The organism is Variovorax sp. 20P10.2.4 (genome assembly GCF_058244205.1).
Genome location: NZ_JBZAYE010000959.1, coordinates 1 through 2,023, shown reverse-complemented (window position 1 = coordinate 2,023; position 2,023 = coordinate 1). Strand labels below are relative to the sequence as shown.

At 71.9% G+C, this 2,023-nt stretch carries 2 protein-coding genes and 1 pseudogene; 1 reads left to right on the top strand and 2 read right to left on the bottom strand.

What is annotated here, in order from left to right; translation table 11 throughout:
- A pseudogene (locus tag AC27VN_RS39915) lies at positions 1 to 248 on the top strand (hypothetical protein); the annotation flags it as partial.
- 16 nt (positions 249 to 264) lie between these two features.
- Here AC27VN_RS39915 and AC27VN_RS39910 read toward each other — a convergent pair.
- Both AC27VN_RS39910 and mltB read right to left on the bottom strand, forming a co-directional pair.
- Positions 265 to 906 carry an HD domain-containing protein gene (locus AC27VN_RS39910; protein ID WP_490880276.1) on the bottom strand — a complete coding sequence of 214 codons (642 nt, stop codon included), beginning with the start codon at positions 904 to 906 and terminating at the stop codon, positions 265 to 267.
- A gap of 10 nt (positions 907 to 916) precedes the next feature.
- Positions 917 to 2,023, bottom strand: a 1,107-nt coding sequence (gene mltB, locus AC27VN_RS39905; protein WP_490880275.1) for a lytic murein transglycosylase B, incomplete at its 5' end; no start/stop codon positions are given.

Here is a 2,023-nt window from a genome sequence, read left to right as displayed (position 1 = left end):
AGCTCGATGCGGGGCTCACCATGCCCTTCACCTTCATGCAGAGCCAGCCCGCGCTGGCACTGGCCGAGGTCGGCCGCTGCCTGGGCTGGCGCGGCGACGGCAGTTTCGTGCTGAACCGCGATGCGGAGCAACTGCTGCGACTGGTGGTGCACGGCGCGGGGGCCGATGGCCTGCTGCTGGGCCAGGTCGAAGAGGCCGGTGGCGCCTTGCCGATGCGCTCGGAATGGTGGCGGCTGCTGCCGGCCTGAGAGACCGGCGGCGCGCTCAGCCCGCGATCGACCGGCGCAGGTTCTCGCGCGCGCGGACCTCGAGCAGGGCGTGCATGCGCGGCGTGGCGTAGATCGCGTCGCGGTCGAGGAAGCGTTGCAGGATCTCGCGCCGGCGCGGCAGGCGGATCTCGAGCGGCACGAAGGCGTATTCACGCCCGACCTGCTGCTCGTACTCGTCGAAGCGCGCGCGCTCGGCGCCGAGGATCGAGAGGTCGATGTCGATCAGCAGTTCGGCATCGCGGCCCTCGGGCACGGCATCGTGGCGCGTGGCCATCACGAGGTCGTGCACGCGCTGCGCCGCGTCCTCGCCGGCCTCGAAGCTGCGCAGCGCCTCGAGCGCCCAGCCGGCGCTGCGTGCCTCGTTGTCGTGCGCATGCACGTCGTAGATCGCGTCATGGAACCACAGCGCGAGCGCCACTTCGCCGGGGTGTTGCGCGGCGGCCTGCTCGCGCTCGAACCAGGCCAGGCATTCGCCGAGGTGCTGCAGCGTGTGGTAGTGGCGCTGCGGCTCGGCATAGCGGCGCTGCAGCTCGTCGCACAACGCATCGCGCTCGGGCGTGCCGGGGTGCGCGATGCCGAGCGCGCGCCAGGCGGCGTGCCAGTTGGCCCGCAGGGCCGCGCTCGACAAGGGCGTCATCGCGTGGCCCTCACTGCGGCAGCGGCATCGGTTGCCGCGGCGAGGAGGCGGGCGGCAGCGGTTGCGAGGCCGCCGGCTCGGTCGGCGTCGATTGCAGGGGCAGCGGCATCGGTTGCGCATCGAGCCTCGGCTGCGAGCGCAGCGGCGCGGGGGCCGGCGCGAGCACCGGCTGCGGCGCCGGCGCATAGCCCATCGCCGCCTTGACCTCGTTGCCGAGGTCGAGCACCGACATCGCGTAGTAGCTGCTCCAGTTGTAGCGCGTAATCACGTAGAAGTTGCGCGTGCCCGCTACGTAGGTCGGCGCGGCGTTGGCGCCGTTCTGCAGTTCGATCAGCGCGAGCAGGCCGCGATGGCGCTGGCCTTCGCCATCGGGCACCGCGCCCGCGGCCACGAAGCTGTCGGCGCTGAAGCTCGGCAGGATGTCGGGCGCCAGCAGGATGTCCTTGCGCAGCCGCGACTCGTCGAAGCGCACCGGGTAGATCGCGGGCATGCCCGGCTGCCAGCCGAAGGCCTTGAAGTAGCTGGCCACCGAACCGATCACGTCGGCCGTGTTGTTGACCAGGTCGATGCGTCCGTCGCCGTCGAAGTCGACCGCGTACTTGGCGATGCTGCTCGGCATGAACTGCGGCATGCCCATCGCGCCCGCGTAGCTGCCCAGCGGCACCATCGGGTCGTCGGCGGTGCGGCTCTCGGTGCTCAGGAAGCTCTCGAGCTCGCCGCGGAAGAAGGCCTGGCGCTCGGCCGCGCGCGGATGGCCCTGCGGGAAGTCGAAGGCCAGCGTGGCGAGCGCATCGATGACGCGGAAGTTGCCCATGTTGCGGCCGTAGATGGTCTCCACGCCCACGATGCCCACGACGATCTCGGGCGGCACGCCGTAGGTGGCCTCGGCGCGCGCGAGCAGGTCGGCATTGGCGCGCCAGAAGCGCACGCCCGCGGCGATGCGCGTGGCGTCGATGAAGCGGCTGCGGTAGACCTGCCAGTTCTTCACCGTGCCCACCGGTCCCGGCAGCATCAGCCGCGGCACGTTGGGCAGGAAGCGCGCGCCGCCGATGGTGGCGCGCACCCATTGGCGGTCCAGGCCCCGGCGCGCCGCCACCTCGTCGGCGAAGCGCATCGC

What these genes read in the sequence shown, in the direction of transcription:
- AC27VN_RS39910 (WP_490880276.1), bottom strand. Translation starts at nt 906, where the DNA reads ATGACGCCCTTGTCGAGCGCGGCCCTGCGGGCCAACTGGCACGCCGCC.